Raw genomic sequence first — 23,919 nt, forward strand, 5'->3', positions numbered from 1 at the left:
CCATTCGTCGCCTCCTGGCTGCCGTCCGGCGCGCCATAAGCAGCTCTTCATGGCCAATGAAAAGAAAACCGTCCGCCTGCTGATCCTGGAAGACTCGCAGAACGAGGCCGAACGTCTGGTCAGCCTGTTCCGCAACGCCGGGCGTGCGACCCGCGTCCACCGCGTGACCTCCAGCGAAGACCTCGGCGAAGCCTTGCAACAGACCTGGGACCTGCTGATCGCCGCCCCGCAAAGCAGTGCGCTGGCGCCGGAGGAGGCCCTGGCCAGCCTGCGCCGCCAGGCCAAGGACATCCCCTTCATCCAGTTGGTCGAAGGCAACGATTCCGACAGCATCACCGAGGCCCTGGCCCTCGGCGCCCAGGACGCCCTGCCCCAGGGCGAGGACGAGCGCCTGGTGCTGGTGGCCAACCGCGAACTTACCGCCCTGGAGGAACGCCGCGCCCGGCGCACCGCCGAGGTCGCCCTGCGCGAGGCGGAAAAACGCTGCCAGCTGCTGCTGGACAGCTCGGTGGACGCCATCACCTACGTCCACGACGGCATGCACATCTACGCCAACCGCGCCTACGTCGCGATGTTCGGCTACGAGGACGCCGAGGAACTGGAAGGCCTGCCGATGATCGACCTGATCGCCGCCGCCGACCAGGCCACCTTCAAGGACTTCCTCAAGGGCTACCAGCACGGCGAGGGCGACAACGAACTGCTGTGCGACGGCGTGCGCGTCGACGGCCAGAGGTTCCGCGCGCGCATGGGCTTCTCGCCGGCCACCTACGACGGCGAACCGTGCATCCAGGTGGTGATCCGCGCCGAGCAGGACAACAGCGAACTGCAGGAGAAGCTGCGCGAGGTCAGCAGCCAGGACCTGGTCACCGGCCTGTTCAACCGCGCCCACTTCCTCGACCTGATGGATGCCGCCGTGGAGCGCGCCGTCACCGCCGGCCAGCCGGCCACCCTCGCCTACCTGCTGCTCGACCGCGCGCAGCACCTGCAGCTGAGCCTGGGCATCGCCAGCATCGACCTGCTGCTGGCCGACCTCGCCCACCTGCTGCGCGAGCACTTCCCCGAGAGCGTGCAGCTGGCCCGCTTCAGCGACGACGCCTTCAGCGTGCTGCTCGACGGCCAGACGCCGGAACAGAGCAAGGCCCTGTTCGCCAGCCTGCTGAAGAAAGTCGAGGGCCACCTGTTCGACATCCACGGGCGCACCGCCCAGGTCACCCTGTCGATCGGCTGCGCCGGGCTCGACGAAAAGACCAGTCGCGCCCAGGACGTCATCGACCGCGCCCATCGCTGCGCCGACGAAATCGCCCAGGCCGAGGGCAACGGCATCAAGCTCTACGACCCGGCCGACGAACTGGCCGCCGCCGCCAGCCGCGGCGACCTACTGGCGATCATCCAGCAGGCGCTGGAGAAAAATGCCTTCCGCCTGCTGTTCCAGCCGATCATCAGCCTGCGCGGCGACAGCCACGAGCTGTACGAAGTACTGCTGCGCCTGCTCAACCCGCAGGGCGAGGAAGTGCCCGCCGCCGACTTCTTCGGCGCGGCCAAGGCCGGCGGCCTGGCCGAGCGCATCGACCGCTGGGTGCTGCTCAACTCCATCAAGCTGCTCGCCGAGCACCGCGCCAAGGGCCACAACACCAAGCTCTTCGTGCACCTGTCCGGCCCCAGCCTGCAGGACGCCGGGCTGCTGCCCTGGCTGGCGGTGGCGCTGAAGGCCGCGCGCCTGCCGGCCGACTCGCTGATCCTGCAGGTCAGCGAAACCGACGCCGTGGCCCACCTCAAGCAGGCCAAGGCGCTGAGCCAGGGCCTGGCCGAGCTGCACTGCCAGGTCGCCCTCGGCCAGTTCGGCTGCGCGCTGAACCCGTTCAACACGCTCAAGCACATGAACGTCGACTTCGTGAAGATCGACGGCTCCTACGTGCAGGACCTCAGCCGTCCGGAGAACCAGGAAAACCTGCGCACCCTGATGGCCAGCCTGCACGCCCAGGCCAAGCTGACCATAGTGCCCATGGTGGAGAGCGCCACGGCCCTGGCCACCCTCTGGCAGGCCGGCGCCAACTACATCCAGGGCCGCTACCTGCAGGGCCCGAGCCAGGCGATGGATTACGACTTCTCTTCGGAGGAGTGATCCGCTCCCGTGCCTTCCGGCAAACGTAGGATGGGTTGAGCGAAGCGATACCCATCACCACGGCCGCATGGGTTTCGTAAACTCAACCCATCCTACGAAAGGCACATCGGCGCACGGATTCATTTGTAGGAGCGGGCCCTGCCCGCAAATCGCGCGCAGGGCGCGCTCCTACAGGTCGACACCGAGCTCCGTGATGGGCCTCCGCAGGGCGTATAACCGTTCGCGGTTATCCGCCGATACTCCTGTGCCTTCCGACAAACGCAGGATGGGTTGAGCGAAGCGATACCCATCACCACGGCCGCATGGGTTTCGTAAACTCAACCCATCCTACGAAAGACACATCGGCGCACAGATTCATTGGTAGGAAGCGGGCCCTGCCCGCGAATCGCGCGCAGGGCGCGCTCCTACAGGTCGACACCGAGCTCCGTGGCGGGGCTCGGTGGGCGCATAACCGTTCGCGGTTATCCGCCGATACTCCTGTGCCTTCCGGCAAACGTAGGATGGGTTGAGCGAAGCGATACCCATCACCACGGCCGCATGGGTTTCGTAAACTCAACCCATCCTACGAAAGGCACATCGGCGCACAGATTCATTTGTAGGAGCGGGCCCTGCCCGCGAATCGCGCGCAGGGCGCGCTCCTACAAGTCGACACCAAGCTCCGTGGCGGGTGATCGGTAGGGCGCATAGCCGTTCGCGGTTATCCGCCGATACACCAACAGCCGGAAGCGGCGGACACCGCCATGGGCACGGCATTTCCCGTAGGAGCGGATTCATCCGCGATCCGGCCGACAGGCCGGTATTCCCACACCGCCTCAGCGCCCGTCCACGCCCTCGCGGTCGCGGAAGCCCAGCAGGTAGAGGATGCCGTCCAGGCCCAGGGTGGAGATAGCCTGCTTGGCCGACTGCTTGACCAGCGGCTTGGCGCGGAAGGCCACGCCCAGGCCGGCCAGGCCGAGCATCGGCAGGTCGTTGGCGCCGTCGCCCACGGCGATGGTCTGCTCCAGTTGCAGGCCTTCCTTCGCCGCCAGTTCGCGCAGCAGGTCGGCCTTGCGCTGGGCGTCGACGATCGGCTCGATGGCCACGCCGGTGACCTTGCCGTCGACGATCTCCAGTTCGTTGGCGAAGACGTAGTCGATGCCCAGCTTCGCCTGCAGCTGGCGGGCGAAATAGGTGAAGCCGCCGGAGAGGATGGCGGTCTTGTAGCCCAGGCGCTTGAGCTCGGCGAACAGCGTCTCGGCGCCCTCGGTCAGGCGCAGCGAGGCGCCGATTTCCTCGAGCACGTCCTCGGACAGGCCCTTGAGCAGCGCCAGGCGCTCCTTGAAGCTGGCGCGGAAGTCCAGCTCGCCGCGCATCGCCCGCTCGGTGATTTCCGACACCTGCTCGCCGACGCCGGCGGCCTTGGCCAGCTCGTCGATGACCTCGGCCTCGATCAGCGTCGAGTCCATGTCGAACACCGCCAGGCGGCGGTTGCGGCGGTACAGCGAGTCGCGCTGGAAGGCGATGTCGACGTTCAGCTCCTGGGCCACGCTGAGGAACTCGGCGCGCAGGGCCACCGGGTCGGCCGGCTCGCCGCGCACGGAGAACTCGATGCAGCCCTTGCCGCGCTCGGCCGGCATGTCCAACGGCATGCGCCCGGACAGGCGGTCGATGTGGTCGATGTTCAGCCCGTACTTGGCGGTGATCGAGCTGACCCGCTGCAACTGCTCGGCGGTCACCCGGCGCGTCAGCAGGGTGACGATCTGGCGTGGCTTGCCCTGGCCGCCGACCCATTGTTGGTAGTCGGCCTCGGAAACGGGGGTGAAGCGCACCTGCTGGTCGAGCTCGTAGGCGGTGAAGAGCACGTCCTTGAGGACCGCGGAGGCCCGCTCGGTGTCGGGAATCTCCACCAGGATGCCGAAGGACAGGGTGTCGTGGATCACCGCCTGGCCGATGTCGAGGATGTTCACCCCGCCCTGGGCCAGCACGCCGGTGATGGCGGCGGTGAGGCCGGGGCGGTCTTCCCCGGTGATGTTGATCAGGACGATTTCGCGCAAGGCGCAGTCTCCGCCATGGAAAAAGCGCACATTCTAGCGCCTTTCTCGGCCGCCGCCTCGCCCGCCGGCGGCACAACCGCCGATCGGATCGTCCGTGCCGGCCGGATCACGGACGGACCGGCGCTTTGCCCGCTTCCGGGGCGCCGTTATACTGCCGGGACTGTCCTTCATAGAAGACCGAGCCCGCTGTGACCCGGCCCACGTCCGTCAAGCCCGATAATTTCTTCCTGTTGCTGTACCACGCCCTGCGCCAGCGCCGGGTGCCCATCGCCCTGCGCATCGCCATCCACAGCCTGGTGCTGGTGGCGGCGGCGCTGCTGATCTACGCCTGGGTGATGGGCATGCAGTTCAAGCAGGCCATGCACCAGCAGGCCGACGCCGTGGGCCAGAGCCTGACCACCCAGACCGCGGCCTCGGCCACCGAGCTGCTGGTGTCCAACGACATCCTCAGCCTCAACGTGCTGCTGGGCAACCTGACCAAGAACCCGCTGGTGGCCCACGCCGCCATCTACAGCGCCGACGGCCGCACCCTGGCCGAGGCCGGCTCGCGGCCCAAGCAGGGCCTGCTGGGCGACAGCGAGGGCGTCTACTCGACGCAGATCACCTTCCAGGAGGTCATGGCCGGCCAGTTGCGCATCAGCCTGGACATGGAGCAGTTCCAGCAGCCGATGATGGTCAGCCTGCAGAGCATGGGCCTGATCAGCCTGATCCTGCTGCTGCTCACCCTGACCCTCAGCCTGCGCCTGGGCCGCCACATCTCCACCCCGCTGCTGCAGCTGCGCGTGTGGCTGCGCGACCCGGACGACCCCGCCCCCGGCGCCGGCCTGCAGAACGAGATCGGCGACCTGGCCCGCCAGCTCCAGGCACGCCTGGTGCCGGAGAAGCCGCCAGCCCCCGAGCCCGCTCCCGCGCCGCGCAAGCCCGCGCCCAAGGCGGCCGCGCCGACCCTGGCGAAAGCCGCGGAGAAGCCGGCCAGGCCCGTCGCCGACGACATCGCCAGCGAGCCGGAGGACGAACGCGAACCCCGCCTCGACCTGCCGCGCGACGAGCACGAGTTCGACGAGAACATCTTCGCCGAGGACGAACTGCACGACGAAACGCCCGTGGCCGCTGAGGCGTTCGCCGAGGACTTCTCCGAAGAAGCCGCCGAAATCGCCGAAGAGCCCGAGGAAGAACCCGAGCCACAGCTGCCCAACCCCTGCGCCGTGCTGGCCGTGCAACTGGGCAACCAGGAACAGCTGCGGCGCCTGCCGCGCAGCCGCCTGGTGGACCTGCTGGAGCGCTACCGCGACTGCCTGGAGCAGGCCGCACGGCTGTACAAGGGCCAGCTGTTCACCCTCAGCGACGGCGGCAGCCTGATCCTCTTCCACGCCCGCGACGACGACGACTACCTCACCCACGCCCTGTGCTGCGGCGAGCTGATGCGCGCCCTCGGCCACGCCCTGCAGATCGAGGTGGTGGACAGCGGCATTACCCTGCAACTGCAACTGGGCCTGACCCAGGGCGACGAGCTGGCGGAACTGGCCCAGGCCGAGCTGCTGCAGGAGGGCGCCGTGCAGAACGCCCTGAACCTCAGCCAGCACAGCCGCAACCTGCTGCTGATCGAGCGCGCCATTGCCGAGGACGAGCAGGTGCGCCAGCGCGCCCGCGTCCGCGCCATCGCCAACCCGGCCGAGGCCAGTTGCGTGGAATGGCTGAAGGAACCCTACCCGTCGATGCTGGAACGTCAGCTCACCCGCATGCGCGCCCTGCGCACGTCCTGACCGCGCTGCCGGCCGCACGACGGGCGGCCGGTCTCCTTCTGCAACCTGCTATCGAGCAACCTCAGGGCAGGTACAGCAGCACGTGGGGCTCATGGTCGAAGTCGGCGGTCACCAACGGCCTCAGGCCGGCCAGGACCGCCGGCTGCACAGCGCGCAGGCGCGCCACCGACATCACCAGGTAGAGCGGGCCCCGCAGGCCCTGCAACTGGCTGTCCTGATCGATGAAGCGCGGCAGCAGGTCGTGGTCGAGGTTGACCAGATACTTGATCGCCTTGGCGTCCTTGCCCAGCCCGACGAAAGCCACCGGCGCCGGCCTGGCGGCCATGGCCGCGTCGGCAGCCAGGCTGAAGGCGCGCGTGTCGTACAGCCCGCGCTCCAGGGGCTCGAAGGCGAGAATATAGGCCGCCCACAGCGCCAGCACGGCGCAACCGGCCAGCCCCGGAGCCCGCAGCCGCGGATGGCGCAGCGCCCACAGGGCCGAGCCCTGCAGGAGCAGCGACAGCGCCAGGGTGGCGCACAGGGCGAGCCGATAGCCCTGCAACGCTCCGGCCAGACGCCACCAGGCGAATGCCAGCGTCAGCGCCAGCAGCCCGGGTAGGAGCAACCAGACGCCCTGCATCACCCAGCGCAACGCCGAAGCCAGGCGGCTGCCGGTCACGTGAAAGGGATAGGCGGCGATTATCGCCATGTAGGGCCCCGCCGCCAGGATGTAGCGGGCCTTCTTCGCCTGCGGTACGGAAAGCCCGAGCATCACCAGCAACGCCGCCAGAACGCAGGCCCAGAGCAGTATCCGCGTGCCCTCCGCCTCTCCCCTTCCGCGCGCGCCGGGCAGCAGCAACAGCACCGGCAGCGCCAGGGGGAACGCCAGGGCGTAATTGCCGGGCGCACTGAGGAAGTAATAGAACGGCGAACTGGCCCCGGCGCTGCCGTCGATGCGACCGATGACCTGCATCTGCAGCACCTCCCGGACGAAACCGGGGCCGCCGCTCAGCTCGGCGGCGCCCAGCAGGGCCAGGCAGCAGAACACCAGCAGGGCCGCGGCGAACGGCCCGAAGACCAGCAGCCGGCGCCAGTCCCGCGCCGCCAGCCAGCAGGCGCAGACCGTTGCAGCGGGAATCACCAGGCCCAGCGGGCCACGGACCAGGAAACCGCCCAGCAGCAGCGCCCCCAGCTTTGCCAACAGGGCCGGTAGCGGACGTTCACGATCGCGATAGGCGAGGTAGAAGGCGCCCAGGGCCAGCGCCGCGACCATCTGGTCCAGCGAGACCGCGCGGGTCTCGCTGACGAAGGTCGCGGTGAGCAGCAACAGCGCCACGGCGAGCAGCGCCCAACGCGGCGAGATCGGCTCCAGCAGGCGGTACACCAGGGCCACCAGCGCCGCCGCGGCCAGCGCCGAGGGCAGCCAGGCGCCCAGGCTGTCGACGCGGCCGAACGGCAGCGACAGCAGGTAGATGAACAGCGTCGAGGTGCCCGGGTAGTCCGGGTAGGGCTCGCCGTAGGTGGCGGGGAACAGGCTCGGCCCGTGGCGCAGCATTTCCTGGGCGAACAGCACGAAACGCGAGTCGAAGCCGATGATCGCCCGCCCCTTGGCCTGGGCGCAGAACAGCAACAGGGCGAGCGCGCCCAGCAGCCAGGCGCGGGCGGCCGGGCTCAGGCTGGCCAGCCTGGAGGACGACGGGGAGAGGGAGGCTGGCAAGGGCTTACCCCCGCCGGGCGCCGATCGAAGGGATTCCGATCAACGGTGCCGGCAGAACCGCTGCCTTGTTAGCACCGTCGCGGTCAAGAAATCGTCAACGAAAACGGCCCGCGGAGGAGAATGCTCGCGGGCCACGGCCGATCAGAAGCGGAAGACTTCGACGTTGTTGTGGATGGGCACCACCAGCGGCATCTTCGGCCCTTCTTCCTTGGGCTTGGCGGCCTGCTCGGTGTTCGCCGCCGGCTTGCGCGGAGCGGCCGGCTGCTCGGTGGCCACCGCCACCGGGCGCACGTCCTGGGCCAGTTGCCCGGCGAGGCGGCGCAGCAGTTCGCTCTGCGCACGAACCTGGTCCTGCAGGCTGCCGTCGTGCTTTTCCTCTTCGTGGAACACGCGGCTGTCGCGCAGCGTGCCCTTCTGGTCGAGCAGGCGCCAGCGCGCATCCAGCACCGCCGGCTCCTTCGGGCCGGAATCCAGGCGGGTGATGGTCAGCATCACCTGCACCTGCGGGGTGAACCCCGGCTGTTCCGGGAACAGCGCCAGGCGGGTGGTGTCCAGGCTACTGGACAGCTGGCGCACCAGCAGCTGGCTGACGTTGGTTTCCAGGCTGCCGGCCCAGCGCGCCTCGGTGGACAGGTTGAGGATGCCATCGGCCTGGCGCTGGACCATGGACTCACGTTGCAGGTAGTCGGCCAGTTGCACCGGACCGAGCAGTACGGCGATACCGTTGTCGCGGGTCGGCAGCGGGGTCGCACCGGCATCCAGTTGGTACAGTTGCGTCGGCCGATTCACCGTACAGCCCGCCAGCCCGAGGAGGCCGACGAGGGAAAGACATGCGAGGACGCGCAGGGCGCTCATCGTGCAATCACCGTTAATTCGCCGAAGATCGGCGTCACTTGCTACAAAAAACCACAAACCAAAACGACAATGGAGCCATGGCGCCAGCGTCAAAGGGACCTATCATCCCTTAACCGGCGCCATAGCTCCAGAGGCAGAGTGTATCGCAGAGCGTTTCAGTCCTGAGACAGTGACTCGACCAGCAGCGCATCGACCCTCTGGAAGCCACGCGGCAGCTTGTTGCCGCGCCGTCCGCGCTCGCCCTTGTAGTGCTCCAGGTCGTCGCCGCGCAGCGACAGGGTGCGCTTGCCGGCCTGCAGCACCAGGGTCGCCCCCGGCGGCAGAACTGCCAGGTCGGTCAGGTATTCCTCGCGACTGGCCACGCGCTCGCCCGGCACGCTGATGATCTTGTTGCCCTTGCCCTTGGCCAGCTGCGGCAGATCGGAGACCTTGAACAGCAGCAGGCGGCCCTCGGTGGTCACCGCCGCCAGCCAGTCCTGCTCGACGTCGGCCACCGGCCGCGGGGCCATGACCTGGGCGCCGTTGGGCAGGCTGAGCAGGGCCTTGCCGGCCTTGTTCTTGGCCTGCATGTCCTCGCCCTTGACCACGAAGCCATAGCCGGCGTCCGAAGCCAGCACGTACAGGGCGTTGTCCTCGGGCAGCAGCACGCGCTCGAAGCTGGCGCCCGGCGGCGGCGTCAGGCGGCCGGTCAGCGGCTCGCCCTGGCCGCGCGCCGACGGCAGGCTGTGGGCCGCCAGCGAGTAGCTGCGCCCGGTGGAGTCGATGAACACCGCGTACTGGTTCGAGCGCCCCGGCGCCGCGGCCTTGAAGGTGTCGCCGGCCTTGTATGAAAGCCCTTCGGCGTCGATGTCGTGGCCCTTGGCGCAACGCACCCAGCCCTTGTCGGAAAGCACCACTGTGACCGGCTCGGTGGGCATCAGCTCGGTTTCCGAGAGGGCCTTGGCCTCGGCGCGCTCGACGATCGGCGAGCGGCGGTCGTCGCCATAGGTCTCGGCGTCGGCGATCAGCTCGTCGCGCACCAGCTTGCGCAGCTTGGCGTTGGAACCGAGGATCGCCAGCAGCTTGGCGCGCTCCTTGGCCAGCTCGTCCTGCTCGCCGCGGATCTTCATCTCTTCCAGGCGCGCCAGCTGGCGCAGGCGGGTGTCGAGAATGTAGTCGGCCTGCACGTCGGTGAGGGCGAAGCGCTCCATCAGCACCGGCTTGGGCTGGTCCTCGGTGCGGATGATGTGAATCACCTCGTCGAGGTTGAGGAAGGCGATCAGCAGGCCTTCCAACAGGTGCAGGCGCTTCTCCACCTTGTCCAGGCGGAACTGCAGGCGGCGGCGCACGGTGTCGGTGCGGTAGGTCAGCCATTCGCTGAGCAGCTGGCGCAGGTCCTTGACCTGCGGCTTGCCGTCCAGGCCGATGACATTGAGGTTCACCCGGTACGAGCTTTCCAGGTCGGTGGTGGCGAACAGGTGGGTCATCAGCTCGTCGGCGTCCACGCGGTTGGAGCGCGGGATGATGACGATGCGGGTGGGGTGCTCGTGGTCCGACTCGTCGCGCAGGTCGGCGACCATCGGCAGCTTCTTGGCCTGCATCTGCGCGGCGATCTGCTCCAGCACCTTGGCCCCGGAGACCTGGTGCGGCAGCGCTGTTACCACGATGTCGCCGTCCTCGACGCGGTATACGGCGCGCATGCGCACCGAGCCGCGGCCGGTCTCGTAGATCTTCTGCAGGTCGGCGCGCGGGGTGATGATTTCCGCCTCGGTGGGGAAGTCCGGGCCCTGCACATGCTCGAGCAGCTCGCCGACGCCGGCGTCCGGCTGGTCGAGCAGGCGCACGCAGGCCGCGGCCACTTCGCGCAGGTTGTGCGGCGGCACGTCGGTGGCCATGCCCACGGCGATGCCGGTGGTGCCGTTGAGCAGCAGGTTCGGCAGCCGCGCCGGCAGCACTGCCGGCTCCTGCATGGTGCCGTCGAAGTTCGGCACCCAGTCGGCAGTGCCCTGGCCCAGCTCGGAGAGCAGGGTTTCGGCGTAGCGCGACAGGCGCGCCTCGGTGTAGCGCATGGCGGCGAAGGACTTGGGATCGTCCGGCGCACCCCAGTTGCCCTGGCCGTCCACCAGCGGGTAGCGGTAGGAGAACGGCTGGGCCATCAGCACCATGGCTTCGTAGCAGGCCGAATCGCCGTGGGGGTGGTACTTGCCGAGCACGTCGCCGACGGTGCGCGCCGACTTCTTGTGCTTGGAGTCGGCGTCCAGGCCCAGTTCGCTCATGGCGTAGACGATGCGCCGCTGCACGGGCTTCAGGCCGTCGCCGATGTGCGGCAGGGCGCGGTCCATGATCACGTACATGGAGTAGTTCAGGTAGGCCTGTTCGGTGAACTCGGCGAGGGAGCGACGCTCCACGCCTTCCAGGCTCAGATCGAGGGTTTCGCTCATGCGTGCCTCACGGGGAAGTGTTCTGGCGCAGCACCAGGGTGCCGTCGCGCTGGGAGAATTCGAGTTGTCTGAGGGCGCTCATGCCGAGCAGCACCTCGTTGCCGCCCATGCCCGGGGCGATGATCGCCGGCACGTCCTTCAAGAGGATGTCGCCCAGCTCCAGGCGCTGCAGGCGCGTGCGCCAGCCCCGGGTGCGGCCGTTGGCGGTGTCCAGGTCGATGGGCGCGCCACGCTGCAGTTGCAGGCGCAGGGCCAGGGCTTCCGGCACGGCCACGGCGCTGGCGCCGGTGTCCAGCAGGAAGGTCGCCGGCGCACCGTCGATCAGGCCGTCGAACACGTAGTGGCCCTGGCGGTTGCCTAGCAGGCGCAGCTCCACGTAGCCATCGCCGTGCAGCGACTGCGGCTGGACGTTGGGGTTGTGCTGGCGCTTTTCCCACAGGCCGAAGAAGTGCGTGGCCAGGCCGATGCCGGCCAGCCAGGCGAGCAGCATCATGGCCTTGCCGAGGCGGCGTCCGGGTTGCACGTCGTTCATTTGCCACCCAGCCAGCCCTCCGCCGGGGCGGCGAAGCGCAGCACGTAGGGTCGCGCATCGCCGTCGGCGCGGGCCGCGTCGCCGTTGTCCAGGCCGATCCAGGCGCCCTTGTCGTCGATCACCAGGGCCTCGGCCACGCCGTAGGGCAAGGCGTAGCGGCGCTCCGGGGCCAGGGCGCCGTCGGCGAACGACCAGCAGCGCTCGGCGGCGCCGCTGTCGGCGTTGCGCCGGCAGACCTGGTGCACCAGGCGCTCCAGGGTGAACAGCTTGCCCTGGTACAGCGCCAGGTCGGAGAAGTCCAGGGCCAGCGGCTTGTCGCTTTCCAGTTGCGGCGGCGGCAGCGCCGTCCCGGTCTCGCTGAGCAGCACGCAGGCGCCGTCGCATTTCCAGCTGCCGTTGTCGTTGCGCAGGCGCAGCAGGCCGCGGCGCTGGCGCTCGGCAGCGAGCCACAGGCGCTTGCCGTCGGCGTCGATGGCCAGGCCTTCGTAGTAGGCGTTGTTGACCATCAGCAGGCCGCTGGCGCGCGCCTGGCGCAGCAGCGTCGGCGGCAGCTCCAGCCATTGCGCGGCGCCGGCCTCCGGCACCCGCAGCACGCCGGCATAGGCCTCGCTGACCAGGTAGCGGTTGCCCTTGCCGTCGCAGCTGAGGCCTTCGAAGTCCATGGCCCCGCCGCGCACCAGGCCGTACAGCCAGGTGCGCGCGCGGGCGCCCCAGGACAGGCCGCTGTCGGGCAGCCCGGGCGCGCTGAAGGTCTCGGCGCGGGCCTGCCAGACGCTGCCCGGGGTTTCGTCCGGGCGCAGGCCGTAGAGGCGGTCGTCGTCGCGGTCGGACACCGTCCACAGCTCGCCGCCGCACAGCGCCAGCCCCGACAGGTTGCCCGCGGGCATGCCTTCCACGGCGTGCTCGGAGAGGAACTGCAGGGCCGGCCCCTGCCCTACCGCGGGTGCGTCCGCCAGGGCCTGGGCGCAGCCGAGCACGGCCGCCAGGGCGGCCATCGCGCGGCGCATCAGGCCAGGACCTCGGCCAGGTTGCCCTTGGTCTCCAGCCAGGACTTGCGGTCGCCGGCGCGTTTCTTGGCCAGCAGCATGTCCATGATCTCGACGGTGCCCTCGGCGTCTTCCAGGGTCAGTTGCACCAGACGCCGGGTGTTCGGGTCCATGGTGGTTTCGCGCAGCTGCGGCGGGTTCATCTCGCCCAGGCCCTTGAAGCGGGTGACCTGCGGCTTGCCGCGGCGCTTCTCGGCCAGCAGGCGGTCGAGGATGCCGTCGCGCTCGGCGTCGTCCAGGGCGTAGAAGACTTCCTTGCCCAGGTCGATGCGGTACAGCGGCGGCATGGCCACGTAGACGTGCCCGGCTTCCACCAGCGGGCGGAAGTGGCGGACGAACAGCGCGCACAACAGGGTGGCGATGTGCAGGCCGTCGGAGTCGGCGTCGGCGAGGATGCAGATCTTGCCGTAGCGCAACTGGCTCAGGTCGGCGGCGCCCGGGTCGACGCCGATGGCCACGGCGATGTCGTGCACTTCCTGGCTGGCCAGCACTTCGCCGCCGTCCACTTCCCAGGTGTTCAGGATCTTCCCGCGCAGCGGCATGATCGCCTGGAATTCCTTGTCCCGCGCCTGCTTGGCCGAACCGCCGGCGGAGTCGCCCTCCACCAGGAACAGCTCGGCGCGCATCGGGTCCTGGCCGGCGCAGTCGGCCAGCTTGCCGGGCAGCGCCGGGCCCTGGGTGATCTTCTTGCGCTCGACTTTCTTGCCCGCCTTCAGGCGGCGGCCGGCGTTGCTGATGGCCAGCTCCGCCAGTTGCAGGCCCAGCTCGGGGTTGGCGTTGAGCCAGAGGCTGAAGGCGTCCTTCACGACGCCGGAGACGAAGGCCGCCGCCTCGCGAGACGACAGGCGCTCCTTGGTCTGCCCGGAGAACTGCGGCTCCTGCAGCTTCATCGAGAGGACGAAGGCGATGCGTTCCCAGACGTCTTCCGGGGCCAGCTTGACGCCGCGCGGCAGCAGGTTGCGGAACTCGCAGAACTCGCGCATGGCATCCAGCAGGCCCTGGCGCAGGCCGTTGACGTGGGTGCCGCCCTGGGCCGTGGGGATCAGGTTGACGTAGCTTTCCTGCAGCGACTCGCCACCCTCGGGCAGCCACAGCAGGGCCCAGTCCACCGCCTCCTTGCTGCCGGCCAGGGTGCCGCAGAAGGGCTCTTCCGGCAGGCGCGGCAGCTCGGACACCGAGTCGGCCAGGTAGGAACGCAGGCCGTCCTCGTAGTGCCATTCGACGCGCTCGCCGCTGCTCTTGTCCTCGAAAGTGACCAGCAACCCCGGGCAGAGCACAGCCTTGGCCTTGAGCACGTGCTTCAGGCGGCTGACGGAGAACTTCGGCGAGTCGAAATACTTCGGATCGGGCCAGAAGCGCACGGTGGTGCCGGTGTTGCGCCGGCCGACGCTGCCGATGACCTCCAGGTCGCTGGCCTTGAAGCCGTCGGCGAAGGTCATGCGGTATTCGTTGGCGTCGCGCTTGACGCGCACTTCCACCTGGGTGGAAAGCGCGTTCACCACCGAGATGCCCACGCCGTGCAGGCCGCCGGAGAACTGGTAGTTCTTGTTGGAGAACTTGCCGCCGGCATGCAGCTTGGTGAGGATCAGCTCGACCCCCGGCACGCCCTCTTCGGGGTGGATGTCCACCGGCATGCCGCGGCCGTCGTCGATCACTTCCAGCGAGTTGTCCTCGTGGAGGATCACCTGCACGCTCCTGGCGTGGCCGGCCAGGGCCTCGTCCACGGAGTTGTCGATGACTTCCTGGGCCAGGTGGTTGGGCCGCGTGGTGTCGGTGTACATGCCCGGGCGCTTGCGCACCGGATCGAGGCCGGAGAGGACTTCGATGGCTTCTGCGGTATAGGCGTTCTGCTGGGCCATGGGGTCCCTTTTCAAAGAGTTGTGAAATCGAGGTCGCGCCACAGGCCCGCCGGCACCCCGGCGAAGGCCAGCAGCGCCGGCAGCCAGCGGGCGAAGCCCTGGAAGCCGTGGTCGCCGCCGGCCTCGATGCGCAAGGCGCAGGCCCGGTAGAAGACCGCGGCGACCTTGTAGTCGAGGGTTTCATCGCCGGTCTGCAGCCACACCTGGTAGCGCGCCGCATCGACCGGCGGCGGCACTTCGAGTTCCGCCAGGGCGTCGACGTGGTCCTGGGTCAGCACCCATTCCTCGCCGCTGTAATGGTTCTTCTGCGGCCCCAGGTAGCCGTCGAAACGGCCGTGGGGCAGCACCGCCGGGTTGATCAGCAGGGCCTTGAGGCCGTGCCGCTCGGCGAGATGGGTCGCATAGTAGCCGCCCAGGGAACTGCCGACCAGCAAGGGCCGGTCGAGTTCGCCGATGGCCGCCTGCAGCTGGGCCATGGCCTGCCGCGGGTGGTGGTGCAGTTCGGGCACCCGCAGGTGCGCCTGCAAGCCCAGGCGCTCCATGACAGCCGCGAGCTGGCGCGCCTTCTGCGAGGCGGGGGAGCTGTTGAAGCCGTGGATATAGAGGATATCGGTCATGGTGCGGGAGGCTACAAGCAGCGAGCCGCTGCCTGCAAGCCGCACGCGTCAGTAGCCCTGGACGCTGTAGTCCACCTGGAAATCGATGCCGGTGACCCGCGACACGCCGGTCTGCACGCCGCCATCGGGCAGCAGGCGCAGCCAGCGGTAGCCCGGCGCCAGGGTGTCCACGCCGAAGTCCTCGCTGCCCGGGGCGAACTGCACGCAGGTGGAAGGGGACGCCAACAGGCGCACGTCGCCGCGCAGGCGGTCGATTTCCTGGTGCACGTGGCCCCAGAGCAGGCAGCGCACGTGCCGGTGGCGGTCGAGCACGGCGAACAGGTCATCCGGGTTGCGGATGCCGATGCGGTCCATCCACTGGCTGCCGATGCTCACCGGGTGGTGGTGGAAGGCCACCAGCACGTGGCGATCGCGCGCGTCGTGCAGGGCTTGGTCCAGCAGCGCCAGTTGCTCGGCGGACACCTGCCCGGGCACCGCGCCGGGGATGGTGGAATCGAGCAGGACGATGCGCCAGGCGCCCAGGTCGAGCACCGGGTCGAGGAGGTCGCTGCCGGCGCAGACTTCGCGCATGGGCGCCAGCTCGTCGTGGTTGCCGGGGAACCAGCGGGCCGGTGCCTGAATGCTGGAACAGATATCCAGGAAACGTCTGTACGACTCTGGGGAACCGTCCTGCGAGATATCACCCGTCGCCAGGACCAGGTCGATCCGCGGCTGCTCCTCGAGGACGCGCTTCACCACTTGTTGCAGGCTGTCCGCGGTATCCATGCCGAGAAGCCGGCCATCGTGCTCGGCGAACAGATGGCTGTCAGTGAGCTGTACCAGCAGCACCGGCTCATTTGAGGAAAATTCTTTCGCAGGCAATGCGCCTTCTCCTGTCAGGCGAGGCGTCGTCGTTGAAGGAAGTATGGTGACAGCCCCGGTGCCGGGCAAACCGGGAAAGAGTCACAGTTCACAGTATGCTCACCGTCGGCCGGACGAACGACACCCTATCATGGCGCAACGCCATCACCCGCACTATCAGCGTTGCAGGACCGGCTCCAGCTCATGGCCGCAGGCCAGGCAGTGGCTCAGCCATTCGCCGAGGAAGAGGTTGAGCTGGCTCTTCTCGTCCGGCTGGTGCATGGCCTGGTTCGGGTAAGGGTAGATGGCCAGCAGGCGGCGCGCCTGCTCGGCGCCGACCACTTCGGCCATGCGCGCGTCATGGTAGACGCGCACTTCCAGGCGCGGCGCGGGCAGCCAGGGCAGGCCCAGCTCCTGGCGCACCTGCAGGGTGGTGGTGTAGGGGCAGGCCTCGATCACTTCCAGGGCCAGCACGCCGAGCAGGCGTTCGCCCTCGCTCAGCGCCACGCGGCGCTGCGACTGCACTTCGCGCATGTCCGGCAGCAGCCGCATCAGGCGCAGGTAGTTGGCCTCGCAGGTGGCTTGCAGCCCGGCCAGGTCGACGCGGTAGCGTTCACGCAGCAGGTTCACACCCATAGGCCACGAACCTCGGCGCGGTTCAGCGCCAGCCATTGCAGGGCGAGCATGCTCGCGGCATTGTTGACGCGCCCGTCGCGCACGGCCTGCAGGGCATCCTCCAGGGCCAGCACGTGGACGCGGATGTCCTCGCCCTCCTCCTCCAGGCCATGGATGCCCGAGGCCAGGCTGCTGTCGCAACGGCCGACGAACAGGTGCACCAGCTCGTTGCTGCCGCCGGGCGACGGCAGGTACTGGCTGATCGGCCAGAGCGCGCCGAGGTTCAGGCCGGCTTCTTCCACGGCTTCGCGGCGGGCGACCTCTTCAGGTTCTTCGTCCTTGTCGATCAGCCCGGCGACCAGCTCCAGCAGCCAGGGGTTGACCCCGGCCTCCAGGGCGCCGACGCGGAACTGCTCGATCAGCACCACTTCGTCGCGCTGCGGGTCGTAGGGCAGCACGCAGACGGCATCGTGGCGGACGAACAGCTCGCGGCTGATCAGCGGCCCCATGTCGCCGGCGAACTGGCGATGACGCAGGTGCAGACGCTCGATGCGATAGAAGCCGCGGAAGCACTCCTCGCGTCGAGTGATCTCCACGTCGTCCGGACCCGCCTTGAAGATATCCGCCATCCCACACACTCATCGATCGGTTGAACTTCGCGCCATCCTATCGCGACGCCGTGCCCCGCGCAGCCTCTTTCCGCCACCGCCCGGCGGGGAGCCGCGCGACACTGCTACACTCGGCGGCGCGGCGAACCCGGCGCGGCTTCGCCGGTCCAAGCCGCGCGGCCGACCGCCGCCGGACACGCAAAGAAGGACACCCATGGATTTTCTGAAAACCCTTGCCGCCGCCGGCCTGCTGCTGGCGCTCGGCGGCTGCCAGAGCCTCTTCGGCCCCGGCCTGGGCGACCCGCTGAGCGCCCGCCATACCACCTTCGAACACCTGCAGCCGGGCTGCCAGGGCGAGCAGTGCCCGCTGTTCAACCTGGACACCCTGAGCTTCGACGCAGAGCCCGCGCTGAATGCGGCCATCGAGACGCAGTTGCTCGACCTCACCCGCAACACCCCGGACGACCCGCGCCCGGCCAGCCTCGCCGGCTACGAGCGGGATTTCCTGGCCAGCGCCAAGCCGGGCTGGAGCAGCTACCTGCAGGCGAAGATACGCGAGCAGCATGACGGCCTGGTGATCGTCGAGCTGTCCAGCTACGTCTTCACCGGCGGCGAGTACGGCCAGCCGGGGCGCGCCTTCATCAACTACGACCGCCGCCTGCACAGGGTGCTGACGCTGCAGGACGTGCTGCTGCCCGGCCAGGAAGAGGCCTTCTGGCAGAACGCGCGCCTGGCCCACCAGGCCTGGGTGGTGCAGAACAAGCTGGTGGAGCAGGACGCGAACTTCCTGCGGGACTGGCCGTTCCGCAAGACCCCGCACTTCGCCCTGACCTTCGGCGCGCTGACGCTGAAGTACGACATCGACAGCATCGCCCCGCACTCGGTCGGGCACCCGGAGCTGAAGATTCCGTATCCGCGGCTCAACGGCATCGTCAAGCCGTACTACTTCCCGGGGCGTGGGGCGCAGTAGGGCATCGCACGATTCCCATGTAGGAGCGCGCCCTGCGCGCGATTCGCGGGCAGGGCCCGCTCCTACGGATCACCGAGAGGCATGGCGCTGCCCGTAGGAGCAACTGTCTTGCCGGCCGCGCCGAGACGCGCCTCAACGGATGGGTTGAGCCTTGGCGAAACCCATGCGGTTGCGGTGATGGGTATCGCTTCGCTCAACACCATCCTACGAAAGCCATGCTCGCTCATACGGTAGGAGCGGACCTTGTCCGCGAACGGTGTTCACCGGCGGCAGCAGTGCTTCGGACTGACTCCGTTCCCTCTCCCCAACCCTCTCTCGCAAGCGGGAGAGGGGGCTGTCCGGCATGGACGGGAAGTTCGGCATCGACCTGTAGGAGCAACAGTCTTACAGGCTGCGCCGAAGCGCTTTTCGTAGGATGGGTTGAGCTTGCGAAACCCATGCGGTTGCGGTGATGGGTATCGCTTCGCTCAACACCATCCTACGAAAGCCATGCTCGCTCATACGGTAGGAGCGGACCTTGTCCGCGAACGGTGTTCACCGGCGGCAACGGTGCTCCGTTCCCTCTCCCCAACCCTCTCCCGCAAGCGGGAGAGGGGGCTGTCCGGCATGGACGGGAAGTTCGGCATCGACCTGTAGGAGCAACAGTTTTACAGGCTGCACCGAAGTGCTCTTCGTAGGATGGGTTGAGCTTGCGAAACCCATGCTGCCATGGTGATGGGTATCGCTTCGCTCAACCCATCCTACGCTTGAGTTTCTCCCGCACTCCGCCAGGCGCTCAGCCCTTCGCGCCGATACGCCCCAGCGCAAGCTGCAACACCCCGGCCACCAGCAACGCCGGCAGGGTGGCGCCCAGATCCGGGGCGTAGTTGGCCAGCAGGTGGTAGGTGACCACGCCGCCGGCCCAGGCCAGCAGCGAGCCCCAGCGCAGGCCGGGGCGGACTTCGGCGGCGGCGCGGCGGCGCAGCAGGAAGTGGTCGACCAGCACCACGCCGAACAGCGGGGCGAACACCGAGCCGATCAGCAGCAGGAAGTTCTGGTACTGCTCAAGCGGCGCGAACCAGGCGATCAGGGTGCAGAGCACGCCGATGATCAGCGCCAGGTGCTCGACCTTCAGCGGCACCAGGATGCCGCTGGAAACCGCCGCCGAGTGGATGTCGGCGAAGGCCTTTTCCGACTCGTCGAGCAGGATCAGCAGCAGCGGGATGCCCATGCCGGCGCCGGCCAGGGCCAGCAGCAGGGCGTTGGCGTCACTGCCCTGGGCGAATGCCAGGGTGTAGGCCACGCCCAGGCCCATCAGCCAGAAGCAGCCGATGAAGAAGCCCAGCGCGGCGCCGCCGAAGACCTGCCCGGCGTGCTTGCCGAAGCGCGAGTAGTCGGCGATCAGCGGCAGCCATGACAGCGGCATGGCGATGGCGATGTCGAAGCCCACCGCCAGCGGCAGCGAGCCGTCGCCGCCGCGGGCCCAGATGGCCGCCAGGTCCGCGCGGTGCAGCAGGTCCCAGGTCAGCCAGATGCAGGCCGCCAGCAGCAGCCAGATGCCCCATTTGCGCAGCACGCGGCGGACGAAGGCCAGCGGCCCGCTGACCGCCAGCAGGGTGGCCAGGGCGCCGAACACCAGGGTCCACAGCGCCGGGCTGGTCCAGGCGCTGCCCTCGCCGAAGGCGCGCGCGGCCAGCAGGCTGGCGGCATCGCGCATGACGATCACCTCGAAGGCGCCCCAACCCACCAGTTGCAGCAGGTTGAGCACGGCCGGCAGCGCCGCGCCGTGACCGCCCAGGCTGAGCTTGAGCGAGGCCATGGCGGCCAACCCGGTGTCGCTGCCGATCACCCCGGCGGCGGCCAGCAGCAGCACCCCGACCAGGGTGCCGAGGAAGATCGCCAGCAGCGAGCCGGCCAGGCCCAGGCCGGGCGCCAGCAGCGCGCCGGTCTGCAGCACCATCAGGCCGATGCCGAGGGAGAACCACAGGGAGAACAGGTCGCGCAGGCCGAGCACGCGCTGGGCGGCGCCAACGGCGATGGCCGGTGAGTAGTTGGTTGCAGTGGTGGTGGTCACGATGTGCGCAAGGCTCTGGGGTTATTGGGATGTGTCTTCTTTTCGTAGGAGCGAGCTTGCTCGCGAACCGGCCCCGAGCCCGGGCTGTTCGCGAGCAGGCTCGCTCCTACAGGTGCCGCGGTGTAGCGATCAGACCTGTTTGTAGATCACCGAGCCTTCGTCCTTGAAGCGCGCGGTCTGTTCCTGGAAGCCGGCCTCGATGGCCTTCTGCTCGTCGGTCAGGCCGTTCTCCTTGGCGTAGTCGCGGACTTCCTGGGTGATCTTCATGGAGCAGAACTTCGGCCCGCACATGGAACAGAAGTGCGCCACCTTGGCCGAGTCCTTCGGCAGCGTCTCGTCGTGGAAGGCGCGCGCGGTGTCCGGGTCCAGGCCGAGGTTGAACTGGTCTTCCCAGCGGAACTCGAAGCGCGCCTTGGACAGCGCGTTGTCGCGGATCTGCGCGCCCGGATGACCTTTTGCGAGATCGGCAGCATGCGCGGCGATCTTGTAGGTGATGATGCCGGTCTTCACGTCGTCCTTGTTCGGCAGGCCCAGGTGCTCCTTGGGCGTGACGTAGCAGAGCATGGCGCAGCCGAACCAGCCGATCATCGCCGCGCCGATGCCCGAGGTGATGTGGTCGTAGCCGGGGGCGATGTCGGTGGTCAGCGGGCCGAGGGTGTAGAACGGCGCCTCGTCGCAGCATTCCAGCTGCTTGTCCATGTTCTCCTTGATCAGCTGCATGGGCACGTGGCCGGGGCCTTCGATCATCACCTGCACATCGTGCTTCCAGGCGATCTTGGTCAGCTCGCCGAGGGTTTCCAGCTCGCCGAACTGGGCGGCGTCGTTGGCGTCGGCCACCGAGCCCGGGCGCAGGCCGTCGCCCAGCGAGAAGCTGACGTCGTAGGCCTTCATGATTTCGCAGATTTCCTCGAAGTGCGTATAGAGGAAGTTCTCCCGGTGGTGCGCCAGGCACCACTTGGCCATGATCGAGCCGCCGCGGGAGACGATGCCGGTGACGCGCTTGGCGGTCAGCGGCACGTAGCGCAGCAGCACGCCGGCATGGATGGTGAAGTAGTCCACGCCCTGCTCGGCCTGCTCGATCAGGGTGTCGCGGAAGATTTCCCAGTTCAGGTCCTCGGCGATGCCGCCGACCTTCTCCAGCGCCTGGTAGATGGGCACGGTGCCAATCGGCACCGGGCTGTTGCGCAGGATCCACTCGCGGGTCTCGTGGATGTGCTTGCCGGTGGACAGGTCCATCACCGTGTCGGCGCCCCAGCGGATGCCCCAGGTGAGCTTCTCCACCTCTTCCTCGATGGACGAGCCCAGGGCGCTGTTGCCGATGTTGCCGTTGATCTTCACCAGGAAGTTGCGGCCGATGATCATCGGCTCCAGTTCCGTGTGGTTGATGTTCGCCGGGATGATGGCGCGGCCGCGGGCGATCTCCTCGCGGACGAACTCGGCGGTGATCTCCTGCGGGATGCTGGCGCCGAAGCTCTGCCCCGGGTGCTGGTCCTTGAGCAGGCCGGCGGCGCGGGCTTCCTGCAGCTTCATGTTCTCGCGGATGGCGATGTATTCCATCTCCGGGGTGATGATGCCCTGGCGCGCGTAGTGCATCTGCGTGACGTTCTTCCCGGCCTTGGCCCGGCGCGGGGTGCGCACATGGGCGAAGCGCAAGGCGTCGAGGCTGGCGTCGGCCAGGCGGGCCTGGCCGAAGTCGGAGGTCAGGCCGGGGAGGATTTCCGTGTCGCCGCGCTCGTCGATCCAGCGCGAGCGCACATCGGGCAGGCCCTTGCGCAGGTCGATGCGCACGTCGGGGTCGGTGTAGGGGCCGGAGGTGTCGTAGACGAACACCGGGGCGTTCTTCTCGCCGCCGAAGGCGGTGGGGGTGTCGGCCAGGGAAATTTCCCGCACCGGCACGCGGATGTCCGGGCGCGAGCCGGTCAGGTAGACCTTGCGCGAATTGGGGAAAGGCTGCGCCGACTGGCGATCGAGCTGTTCAAGGCGGGTGACGTTGTTCTTCTGGGTGCTCATCCTGGCTCTCCTGGGTTGATTGTCGGGAGAACCTGGGTGACGCGGGAGCCGCAAGGCACTGCGGAGAAAGGACGCGTCCGGGGAGGGCTGGGGCCGGCCGGAAAGGCACTGGGGACGCGGACTTCTTGTTCCCTACGCGGGTGCTAACCCGATCAGGTTCAACGGGATCCGGAACTATCCGATCTCAGCCCCTCGCAATGGGGCACCCCGACAAGAACGTCCGCAGTCTAAACAAGAGTTCGGCGCTTGGCCAATGCCGCCGGGCCGAAAGTATCGGATGCGACTTCGCGGTCACGCCCCGGCAACTACAATGCTGCAACGAATTGCCCGAAGATGGCGCCTTGACCGCCAATCGGGGCGACCGTAGCCTTGCCCCACCCGCACACTTTCTAGGACGAACGAATGCTGCGCAGACTCTCCCTGGCTGTCGCCGTGGCCGCCTCCACAGGTTTCGTCTGGGCAGCACAGCCCACGTCGAGCGTCGCTCCGCTGCCGACCAAGACCGACCTGATCAGCGTCTACAAGGATGCCGTAGACAACAACGCCGACCTCGCCGCCGCCCAGGCCGACTACCTGGCGCGCAAGGAAGTCGTGCCCCAGGCGCGCTCCGGCCTGCTGCCGCAGATCAATGCCGGCGGCAGCCTGGGCACCAGCCGCACCTCGCTGGACACCCCGGACGTGACCCTCAACCGCAGCAGCCAACTGGTCCAGGCCAGCCTCAGCCAGCCGCTGTTCCGCGCCGACCGCTGGTTCCAGCTCAAGGCCGCGGAAAACATCAGCGAACAGGCCCAGCTGGAATTCTCCGCGACCCAGCAGCGGCTGATCCTGCAGACCGCCGAGACCTACTTCGGCGTGCTCCGCGCCCAGGACAACCTGGCCGCCAGCAAGGCCGAGGAAGCGGCCTTCAAGCGCCAGCTCGACCAGTCCAACGAACGCTTCGACGTCGGCCTGTCGGACAAGACCGACGTGCTCGAATCCCAGGCCGGCTACGACACCGCGCGGGCCAACCGGATCGTCGCCGAGCAGGCGGTGGAAGACGCCTTCCAGGCCCTGGTGACCCTGACCAACCGCGAGTACAGCGGCATCGAGGGCATCCTCCACTCGCTGCCGGTGGTGGTGCCGACGCCGAACGACGCCAAGGCCTGGGTGGATACCTCGGTGCAGCAGAACATCGCCCTGCAGGCCAGCAACTTCGCGGTTACTGCCGCCGAGGAAACCCTGCGCCAGCGCAAGGCCGGGCACCTGCCGACCGTGGATGCGGTGGTGCAGTACCAGAAGGGCGACAACGACGCGCTGGGCTTCACCAACACCGGCACCGCCCCGACCTACGGCAAGTGGGTGGACCAGACCAGCGTCGGCGTGCAGCTGAACATCCCGATCTACAGCGGCGGCCTGACCAGCTCCCAGGTGCGCGAGTCGTACCAGCGCCTGAGCCAGAGCGAGCAGCTGCGCGAAAGCCAGCGCCGCCAGGTGGTGCAGGACGCGCGCAACCAGCACCGCGCGGTGAACACCGACGTGGAAACGGTGAAGGCGCGGCGCCAGGCGATCATCTCCAACCAGAGCTCGCTGGAAGCCACCGAGATCGGCTACCAGGTCGGCACCCGCAACATCGTCGACGTGCTCGACGCCCAGCGCCAGCTGTACAGCGCGGTGCGCGACTACAACAACAGCCGCTACGACTACATTCTCGACAACCTGCGCCTGAAGCAGACCGCCGGCACCCTCAGCCCGGCCGACCTGCAGGCCCTGGGCACCTACCTCAAGGCCGACTACAACCCGGACAAGGACTTCCTCCCCCCGGACCTGGCCAAGGCCGCCGAGCAGCAGCTGGAAAGCAGCAGCAAGGCGCGGACCCAGCAGTGAACACCCCCACACCATTC

The 23,919-nt window shown here is 68.3% G+C and carries 17 protein-coding genes and 1 riboswitch; of the genes, 4 read left to right on the top strand and 13 right to left on the bottom strand.

Translation table 11 applies throughout. The features are described from left to right. Nucleotides 1-49: 49 nt before the first annotated feature. Nucleotides 50-2,122: an EAL domain-containing response regulator gene (locus RN02_RS22245; protein ID WP_043316892.1), complete on the top strand. Its 2,073-nt coding sequence runs from the start codon at nucleotides 50-52 to the stop codon at nucleotides 2,120-2,122. An 812-nt stretch (nucleotides 2,123-2,934) separates the two neighbouring features. Here RN02_RS22245 and serB read toward each other — a convergent pair. After that, nucleotides 2,935-4,155, bottom strand: coding sequence for a phosphoserine phosphatase SerB (serB, locus tag RN02_RS22250; RefSeq protein ID WP_009613510.1), 1,221 nt, complete (start codon nucleotides 4,153-4,155; stop codon nucleotides 2,935-2,937). Nucleotides 4,156-4,343: 188 nt separating this feature from the next. On the opposite strand from serB, the gene RN02_RS22255 reads away from it, so the two are divergent. Then, nucleotides 4,344-5,918: an AhpA/YtjB family protein gene (locus RN02_RS22255; protein WP_043316896.1), complete on the top strand. Its 1,575-nt coding sequence runs from the start codon at nucleotides 4,344-4,346 to the stop codon at nucleotides 5,916-5,918. 61 nt (nucleotides 5,919-5,979) lie between these two features. On the opposite strand, the gene RN02_RS22260 is transcribed toward RN02_RS22255, so the two are convergent. The 10 genes from RN02_RS22260 to RN02_RS22305 form a co-directional block, all read right to left on the bottom strand. Continuing rightward, nucleotides 5,980-7,614: an ArnT family glycosyltransferase gene (locus RN02_RS22260; RefSeq protein ID WP_082033860.1), complete on the bottom strand. Its 1,635-nt coding sequence runs from the start codon at nucleotides 7,612-7,614 to the stop codon at nucleotides 5,980-5,982. A 141-nt stretch (nucleotides 7,615-7,755) separates the two neighbouring features. Continuing rightward, entirely contained in the window at nucleotides 7,756-8,469 is a 714-nt protein-coding gene (locus RN02_RS22265; RefSeq protein ID WP_043316897.1) for a PqiC family protein, read from the bottom strand. A 155-nt stretch (nucleotides 8,470-8,624) separates the two neighbouring features. Beyond that, a complete protein-coding gene (parC, locus tag RN02_RS22270; protein ID WP_009613518.1) occupies nucleotides 8,625-10,889 on the bottom strand; it encodes a DNA topoisomerase IV subunit A in 2,265 nt (754 codons plus the stop codon). A gap of 7 nt (nucleotides 10,890-10,896) precedes the next feature. After that, a complete protein-coding gene (locus RN02_RS22275) occupies nucleotides 10,897-11,421 on the bottom strand; it encodes a retropepsin-like aspartic protease family protein (RefSeq protein WP_043316900.1) in 525 nt (174 codons plus the stop codon). Then, nucleotides 11,418-12,428 (bottom strand): esterase-like activity of phytase family protein, encoded by a 1,011-nt coding sequence (locus RN02_RS22280; RefSeq protein ID WP_043316903.1) that lies wholly within the window; start codon nucleotides 12,426-12,428, stop codon nucleotides 11,418-11,420. Before RN02_RS22280 ends, RN02_RS22275 begins: the two co-directional genes overlap by 4 nt. Beyond that, nucleotides 12,428-14,326, bottom strand: coding sequence for a DNA topoisomerase IV subunit B (gene parE, locus RN02_RS22285; RefSeq protein ID WP_043316906.1), 1,899 nt, complete (start codon nucleotides 14,324-14,326; stop codon nucleotides 12,428-12,430). Before parE ends, RN02_RS22280 begins: the two co-directional genes overlap by 1 nt. 11 nt (nucleotides 14,327-14,337) lie before the next feature. Then, on the bottom strand, nucleotides 14,338-14,943 hold the full coding sequence (locus tag RN02_RS22290; RefSeq protein ID WP_009613526.1) for a YqiA/YcfP family alpha/beta fold hydrolase: 606 nt from the start codon (nucleotides 14,941-14,943) through the stop codon (nucleotides 14,338-14,340). A 48-nt stretch (nucleotides 14,944-14,991) separates the two neighbouring features. Beyond that, nucleotides 14,992-15,804, bottom strand: a complete 813-nt coding sequence (gene cpdA / locus RN02_RS22295) for a 3',5'-cyclic-AMP phosphodiesterase (RefSeq protein ID WP_043316908.1) — start codon at nucleotides 15,802-15,804, stop codon at nucleotides 14,992-14,994. A 156-nt stretch (nucleotides 15,805-15,960) separates the two neighbouring features. After that, complete coding sequence (locus RN02_RS22300) at nucleotides 15,961-16,419, bottom strand: DUF1249 domain-containing protein (protein WP_009613530.1); 459 nt, start codon at nucleotides 16,417-16,419, stop codon at nucleotides 15,961-15,963. Next, nucleotides 16,410-17,027 carry an NUDIX domain-containing protein gene (locus tag RN02_RS22305; protein ID WP_009613531.1) on the bottom strand — a complete coding sequence of 206 codons (618 nt, stop codon included), beginning with the start codon at nucleotides 17,025-17,027 and terminating at the stop codon, nucleotides 16,410-16,412. The genes RN02_RS22300 and RN02_RS22305 overlap by 10 nt, the downstream gene beginning before the upstream one ends. Before the next feature lie 193 nt (nucleotides 17,028-17,220). Between RN02_RS22305 and RN02_RS22310 the strand changes: the two genes are divergently transcribed. Further along, nucleotides 17,221-17,976, top strand: coding sequence for an RsiV family protein (locus tag RN02_RS22310; protein ID WP_043316910.1), 756 nt, complete (start codon nucleotides 17,221-17,223; stop codon nucleotides 17,974-17,976). 775 nt (nucleotides 17,977-18,751) lie between these two features. Here the strand turns inward: RN02_RS22310 and cytX are convergent. Further along, a complete protein-coding gene (gene cytX / locus RN02_RS22315) occupies nucleotides 18,752-20,029 on the bottom strand; it encodes a putative hydroxymethylpyrimidine transporter CytX (protein ID WP_043316912.1) in 1,278 nt (425 codons plus the stop codon). A 129-nt stretch (nucleotides 20,030-20,158) separates the two neighbouring features. Next, on the bottom strand, nucleotides 20,159-22,039 hold the full coding sequence (gene thiC, locus RN02_RS22320; RefSeq protein WP_043316914.1) for a phosphomethylpyrimidine synthase ThiC: 1,881 nt from the start codon (nucleotides 22,037-22,039) through the stop codon (nucleotides 20,159-20,161). A 112-nt stretch (nucleotides 22,040-22,151) separates the two neighbouring features. Then, nucleotides 22,152-22,259, bottom strand: a riboswitch (TPP riboswitch). A gap of 182 nt (nucleotides 22,260-22,441) precedes the next feature. Between thiC and RN02_RS22325 the strand changes: the two genes are divergently transcribed. Continuing rightward, nucleotides 22,442-23,902 (top strand): TolC family outer membrane protein, encoded by a 1,461-nt coding sequence (locus RN02_RS22325; RefSeq protein ID WP_043268550.1) that lies wholly within the window; start codon nucleotides 22,442-22,444, stop codon nucleotides 23,900-23,902. Nucleotides 23,903-23,919 lie beyond the last annotated feature (17 nt).

The organism is Pseudomonas sp. PI1 (assembly GCF_000812405.1).
GTDB lineage: Bacteria > Pseudomonadota > Gammaproteobacteria > Pseudomonadales > Pseudomonadaceae > Pseudomonas > Pseudomonas citronellolis.